Annotated in this window: 8 protein-coding genes; 4 read left to right on the top strand and 4 right to left on the bottom strand. The window is 62.8% G+C overall.

The features are described 5' to 3' along the window. Positions 1-460: SLC13 family permease (locus VEJ16_05185; GenBank protein ID HYB09044.1), on the bottom strand; the 460-nt coding region annotated here is incomplete at its 3' end. 149 nt (positions 461-609) lie between these two features. Beyond that, entirely contained in the window at positions 610-1737 is a 1128-nt protein-coding gene (locus VEJ16_05180; protein HYB09043.1) for a DUF2336 domain-containing protein, read from the bottom strand. Between the two features lie 221 nt (positions 1738-1958). On the opposite strand from VEJ16_05180, the gene VEJ16_05175 reads away from it, so the two are divergent. From VEJ16_05175 to VEJ16_05160, 4 genes are all read left to right on the top strand, one after another. Further along, positions 1959-2435 carry a hypothetical protein gene (locus VEJ16_05175; protein HYB09042.1) on the top strand — a complete coding sequence of 159 codons (477 nt, stop codon included), beginning with the start codon at positions 1959-1961 and terminating at the stop codon, positions 2433-2435. 268 nt (positions 2436-2703) lie between these two features. Further along, a complete protein-coding gene (locus VEJ16_05170) occupies positions 2704-3105 on the top strand; it encodes an ecotin precursor (GenBank protein HYB09041.1) in 402 nt (133 codons plus the stop codon). A gap of 203 nt (positions 3106-3308) precedes the next feature. After that, positions 3309-3569 (top strand): hypothetical protein, encoded by a 261-nt coding sequence (locus VEJ16_05165; GenBank protein ID HYB09040.1) that lies wholly within the window; start codon positions 3309-3311, stop codon positions 3567-3569. Positions 3570-3709: 140 nt separating this feature from the next. After that, positions 3710-4897 carry a mandelate racemase/muconate lactonizing enzyme family protein gene (locus VEJ16_05160; GenBank protein HYB09039.1) on the top strand — a complete coding sequence of 396 codons (1188 nt, stop codon included), beginning with the start codon at positions 3710-3712 and terminating at the stop codon, positions 4895-4897. A 91-nt stretch (positions 4898-4988) separates the two neighbouring features. Here VEJ16_05160 and VEJ16_05155 read toward each other — a convergent pair whose 3' ends face one another. Both VEJ16_05155 and VEJ16_05150 read right to left on the bottom strand, forming a co-directional pair. Beyond that, a complete protein-coding gene (locus tag VEJ16_05155; protein HYB09038.1) occupies positions 4989-5786 on the bottom strand; it encodes an SDR family oxidoreductase in 798 nt (265 codons plus the stop codon). Positions 5787-5961: 175 nt separating this feature from the next. After that, on the bottom strand, positions 5962-6435 hold the full coding sequence (locus tag VEJ16_05150) for an SRPBCC family protein (GenBank protein HYB09037.1): 474 nt from the start codon (positions 6433-6435) through the stop codon (positions 5962-5964). Positions 6436-6634: the final 199 nt, after the last annotated feature.

Here is a 6634-nt window from a genome sequence, read left to right as displayed (position 1 = left end):
TCAGTGTCGCGGCCGAACCGGCGTTGCTTGCAGCCGCGAGCCCCAGGAGAAACGGGCGCGGATCGAGCTTGCGCAGCGCGAGCCCCGCGCACAAGAGCGGGGTCATGGCGAAGACGACGATATCGTTCACAAGAAGTGCGGACAGCAGGCCGCCGGCGGCGATCGTCAGTGCGAGAAGTCGCCGCGGCTTGACCGCTTGATGGGCGATCCACGCGGCGACCGCGCCATAAAACCCCGCAGCGCTGAAGCGCGCGGAGAGGATCATCAAGCCGCCCAAGAGGAGAAGAGTTGGAAAATGTATGGCACCCGTCACGTCGGCGGCGGGAGTGGCGCTCGTCGCAACCAGCGCCACCGCCGCAATCATCGCGATCCCCGAACGGTCGACCCTCAAGCCCGGAATGCGCCCGAGCGCCATTCCGAGATAGGTCAGTGCGAAGACGAAAGTGACGAAGACACGCAAGACGGCACGCTCCAAAGCAGCAAATTCGGTCGATGCGGAGCCTGCCCGGAAGTGCCGAAAGGCGCAAGCGGCGGAGATGAGCGACGGGACGATCGACGCGTGTTGAGCCGCAGCTACCCGTCACGTCTTCGTTTTGGACTGATCCCGCCTTACGCCGTCGCGTAGGGTACCTGAGCGCCCAACTGGCGCGTCAACTGGCTGAGGAGCCGTTCGAGTGCCGGCGGGCACGCTGCATTATGTTCCTGCGCCAGCCGCTCGACGATCCGTCTCGAATGATCCGGGCTCCAGCTTTCCCGCTTCACATGCTTGACGTCGCTGATCGATTCGACGGCCGTGCGGAAGGCTCGGAACAATTCGGTCGGGAGGCTTGCCTTCGCATAGATCGCCTTGAACCCGTATTGGCCCTGATCGTAGATGAGCGGCGTTGCATTCTCGATGGGAACGCCCGCCAGCCTTGCGGTGGCGACGGCGAAGAAATGTCCGTCGCCCAGGCAAAGTGCGCGCAAGAGGATCGTCGGCGAAAGCCTGCCTTTTTCATAGAGCTCGTCGACCAGACGCTCGACTTCCGCAACGCGCGGATCCGAGATAACGCGTTCGAGCAGCACGCCATCGCCTGCTTGGCGCGAAAGTTCATGAGCGAGATCCCACGACACCCCATGCCGTTCGACAAGGTGCTTGCGCAACGAGTCCGATACCGTCGCGATCATCCGCTCCGCTACCGTCAGCGGAAGCTTCGCGCGCTTGATGAGCAGGCTATTCATTGCCTCGTCGCCCCGGAAGTGCTCGACCACTTTGTGGAGCGATTGCTCTCCGATCGCGGCACTCTGGTTTTCGAGAAGGCTCGACACGACAAGCGGCTTGCCCGTATCGACGAGCGCATCGCAAACCCGTTCCGTGACGCTGTCCCGTTTTGCGATGGCCACTTGCTTGGCGGTGTTGCCCTGGCGGACGAGGGCGAGGAGGTCGTCTTCGCTCAGGACCGGCGAGAGCCGGATCACGGGAAGAGAGACCGAATCGATATCCTCGGCAAGCGTGCGCGCGAGCGATGGCGGAATCGAGGCGAACGATTTGACCTGCTCGGCGAGCACTTCGCGCACTTGCCGCTCTACGTCCTTGGCCAGCTTTTCGAGGATCTCGAGGGCTATGCCGCGCTCGCGCTCGCTCATCCCATCGTTTGCAATCTCGTGTGCGATTTCGCTCGCGGTCGCGGCGCGACGTCGTGCCGACGGATCGGCTGCAAGCGCTTCGCGCAATATCGTCAGTCTCGATGTGGGCATGTCTTGCTCCGCCGTCCTGGCTGCCTCGACGCATCGACCTGTGCTGGAATGGCGCCTCGTTCAGTTTGCTTTTCCGGATTTTCATTAATCGACGTAAATTTCCGGTTAAGGCGCGCAAAGCAATCTGCAACACGAAACGGCAAGACCCGCCTTATTCCGATCGGCGTCTATCGCTTTGCAAATAGACGGGCGAGTGTGGTGCTGGCATGCTCGGTCGATCCATGACCCGCTTGTCATTCATCGCAGCGACGATCGGGTTCTGCTTCTTGGCAAGACCCGGCTTGGCCGCGGGGCCGCTTCCCGAAGAAGCGCCCGTTCAATACTGCGCGCGCATCGTCAACGACGATACCCTGCGTACGCCACCCGCCTCGATGATGACGGATGTTCGCCGACTCTTCGACGCCTCTCCGGACTATCCGCGGCAGGCGAGCTATTACCGATGCGCCGACGCGAATGTGATGCTTTGCGTCGTCGGCGCCAATCTGCCTTGCGGCAAAGCAAACACGAGCGCAGCACTGCCGGCCGCAACCGCGTGGTGCCGCACGAACCCGGACGCCGACTTCATTCCGATGTACGTCACGGGGCATGACACCATCTTTCGGTGGCGATGCGCGGGCGGTGTCGCCACGCCCGGGGAGAAGGCGAGAGCGCTCGACGTGCGAGGCTTCTTCGTCGATACCTGGAAGGCGCTCAAATAACCCCGGGGGCTGCAATCGTATCCGTCCAACTCGGGCAACTTCCCCTCTCGGCACCGGCTGAGGCGCCCAAGCGATCCTGTCACCGGTTTTGGCGTCTACTAACGCGCTGATCGAATTTGCTTTTTAGCGACGGTGTAAAATAACGAAACGATACCGTTGCGTTTAATTAATAATGCGCGTATATTGTTTTTGAAGTCGTCGGTCCGGCTCAAGGGGTGCTTCCGGAGATTGGCCCCGGCGATCGATCCAGGAGAGGGAGTGATTTTCGATGTCGTACAGGAAGGCTGCAGTGTCTGTTGCGGTGGCGGCCGCGATCGCGGCAGCGCCGATCTCATCGGCTTCGGCTCACGATCATTGGCATGGCCACGGCGGCGGACTCGTGTTCGGATTGTTCGCGGCGGGGGCCGCGGTACTGACCGGTGCGGTGCTTCTGGCAACGGCGCCAATTCGCGCGATCGCAGCCCCGCCGGAGCCGGTCTATGCGCCGGCCCCCGCCTATGCGCCAGCACCTGCCTATGCACCGGCGCCTGCCTATGCGCCTGCCTATGCGCCGGCATCCGCATACGTCGCCCCCGCACCTGGCTATTATGCGCCCTACCGGCCCACCTACGTGACACCCGTGCCGGGAACCGTAACACCCGTCCCCGGATACTACGGCGCACCCCAATAACGCGAGAACTTCGGCTGAACGATTCGCGAATTCCGGCGATGCGGCGGCATCGGCGAAGCGATGCCGGCTGTACGCCGAATAATCTTCGCGAAGAGAAGCATCCTCACAAAAATTTGTAACAGACGACCGGTCCCGCCAGATTGCCGCACCCGTCCCTGGGGCTAATTAGGTAAGGGGTTGAGACGCGCCCTCGGGGACGGGCAATGATCCGAAGATTCGCCTTCACGATCGTCACGTTGTTCACCACGGCACTCGTCGGCTGTGACGCGCAAAGCGATCCTTCGACCGAGGGCTATTGGAACGGCTGTCGGGCGGGACGCGCGGACCCCGGTGGCACCCTTGCCAGCTCCGCCGCGGCAAACGATTCGCGCTATTCGACCGATGCCGCTTATCGCGCCGCATGGGATGACGGCTACAAGAACTGCTTCAACCAGAAATTCCTTCAAGGGCACGGCGGCCACTGATTGCTGCTTTGTTCCAACATTGGGCGAAACCCCAATCTCGATTAAACTGTCTCGGTACCCTGGGCGCTGAAAGAGGGTTCGCTCCCGGACGCGTGCCGAGCGACGGCGTTATCCGGTCGGCGCGAAAGAAAGGCCGGTCCATGAAAATCGTCGGTCTCAAGACCTTCGTGGTCGCCAATCCGCCCCCGTCATTCGGCGGGCGCTATTTCGTCTTCCTGAAACTCGTGAGCGACGACGGAATCGAGGGGGTGGGCGAGGTCTATGCCGCGACGTTCGGTCCCCACGTCGTTCAGCAGATGGTGGCGGACGTCTTCGAGCGTCACGTGCTCGGCATCGACCCGTTCCATATCGAAGCACTCTGGCGGCGCGTGTACGGTTCCGGCTACAGCTTGCGGCCCGATATATCGTTGATGGGCGTGCTCTCGGCAATCGAGATGGCGCTCTGGGACATCGTGGGAAAGGCGGTCGAAAAGCCGATCTACGAACTCTTGGGCGGCAAGGTGCAAGAGCGATTGCGCACCTATAGCTACATCTACCCCGAAGCCGATGAGACGGAAGCGATATATCACGATGCGGAACTTTCGGCGCGGCGCGCCGCCGAATATGTCGAGAAGGGCTTCACGGCGGTGAAGTTCGATCCGGCCGGTCCTTATTCCGCGTTCGACCCGCGACAGCCTTCGCTCGAATCCCTGGCGAGATCGGAAAAATTCGTCCGGCTGTTGCGCGACGCCGTCGGCGACAAGGCCGATCTTTTGTTCGGCACCCACGGCCAATTCACCGCATCCGGCGCCATTCGACTGGCGAAGCGGCTCGAGCCTTACGATCCCCTATGGCTCGAAGAACCGACGCCACCGGAAATGCCCGAAGAAATGGCGCTCGTGGCACGGGCCACATCGATCCCGGTTGCGACCGGCGAGCGCCTGACGACGAAATACGAATTCGCGCGCGTGCTCGAATGCCGTGCCGCCTCGATCCTGCAAATGGCGCTCGGGCGCGTCGGCGGCCTGCTCGAAGCGAAGAAGATCGCGGGCATGGCCGAGGCGCACTACGCCCAAATCGCGCCGCACCTCTATTGCGGGCCCATCGAGGGGGCGGCGAACGTGCAGCTTTCGGCCTGCATTCCGAATTTCCTGATCCTCGAAAGCATCCAGACCTGGGGCGGCTTCCACGCAAAAATCCTCAAAAAGCCGATCCAGTGGCAAGCAGGCTACGTCATTCCACCGTCGGACCCAGGGCTCGGCGTGGAACTCGACGAGGAAGTCGCTCTCGCTCATCCCTATACCGGCGACAAGCTTCATCTCGAAATGGTGGACCGGCCTGTCCAATGAGGGTGGCCGCCCGCACCGGGGTGGACGATGACGACCGGTCCATCCGGGCGCTTCTGAGGCAAGCCGGCGCGCCCTTTCGCCCGAAGATGCTTTACGCGATCGTCCTCACCACACCGCCGTCGACGCGGAGGGAGGAACCGGTCGTCGCACTTGCCGCCGGCGTGCAGATATAGGCGACCATGTTCGCGACCTCTTCGACGCTGGCGAAGCGGCCGATGAGCGAGGTCGGCCGGACCTTTTTGACGAAGGCGGTGCCAACGGCTTCGAGGTCGACAGGGCCATCGCCGGTCGACATTTGCTTGACGAACTCGGCGACACCTTCCGAGAGTGTTGGCCCCGGCAGCACGCTGTTGACGGTGACGCCGGTCCCCGCGAGACTCTCGGCGAGGCCACGGGAGACCGCGAGCTGTGCCGTCTTGGTCATGCCGTAATGCACCATCTCGCTCGGAATCTGGAGCCCGGACTCCGAGGAGATGAACACGATCCGGCCCCATCGCCGCGACGCCATGCCGGGGGCAAGGGCGCGGGCGAGGCGCACCCCCGACAGCACATTGACCTCGAAATAGCGAAGCCACTCTTCGTCGCTGATCTCAACGAACGGCTTCGGCTCGTAAATGCCGGCATTGTTGACGAGGATATCGGCGTCGGGCACGGCCTTGAGCACTTCGGCAACCCCTTTGGCCGTCCCGACATCGCCGGGGGCGGGGACGAAGCGGCGGCCGCGTAAGTCGCGTTCGAGTGTCGCGATCGCTTGCCTGACGCGCGCCTCGCCGCGTCCATTGATGGCAACCGTGGCCCCGAGGAGGGCCAATTCGCGTGCGGTCGCCAACCCGATTCCCGCCGTCGATCCCGTGACCAAGGCGCGGCGACCGTCAAGCTTGAGGTCCATGATTTTCTCCCATGTCGGTGTGGGGCATGTCGATGTGGGTGCGGACTTCGCACCGTCCCCCGCCCGTCGTGCGCGAGCCGGGCTGACGGCCGATTCACAATGCCGCGAAATCGCCCGCGGTTGGCGAAAGTCAACGCGGTCGCAGCGCCGCTCATCGTCGCGAAGGGGCTTTTCGTCAGATTTTCGCGACGAGAGCCGCGAGCTGGTCGGCACAGCGTCCCCAGCCCTCGTGAAAGCCCATTTTCTCGTGCGTATCGCGATCGGCGGCGGTCCAATGGCGCACCCGTGCCGTATAGCGCGTCTTCCCACCTTCATCCGCGAATGTCAGGATCACCGTCATGAACGGCTTCGCCGACGGCTCCCAAGCTTTGACGTAAGCGTCGGTGAAGACGAGCCGCTTGTTCTCGACGACCTCGAGATAGACCCCGCGGTTCGGAAACTCGTTGCCCCCGGGATCGCGCATGACGATGAAATTGGCCCCGCCTGGACGAACATCGAGCTCGGCCACGGGCGTCGTATAAGGCAGGGGTGCGAACCACTGCTTGAGGAGTGCCGGATCGGTCCACGCCCTATAAAGCTTATGGCGCGGGGCCGCGATCAGGCGAGTCAGGAGAAGCTCGTGGTCCGATTTCTCGGCGGTCGTGCTCATTCGAATTCTCCTCTTGGCGATCCTTGAAACAATCGGTTGGTGACAAGCGCCTTGCGAAGCTAGAAGCCGCGCTGCAGAGGCCGCAAGTGAGCTTTTTGTGACGGAAGTTCGCGGCGCCGGATTTTGAGAGGCCCGCGCCATCCGAGTAGCACTTCGACGCCCGTTCGGCTCGGTGAGCGTTCAGCTCAGCGACCGGCCC

This window comes from Alphaproteobacteria bacterium (genome assembly GCA_035625915.1).
GTDB lineage: Bacteria > Pseudomonadota > Alphaproteobacteria > JACZXZ01 > JACZXZ01 > DATDHA01.
This window is presented reverse-complemented; position numbering and strand designations above follow the sequence as displayed.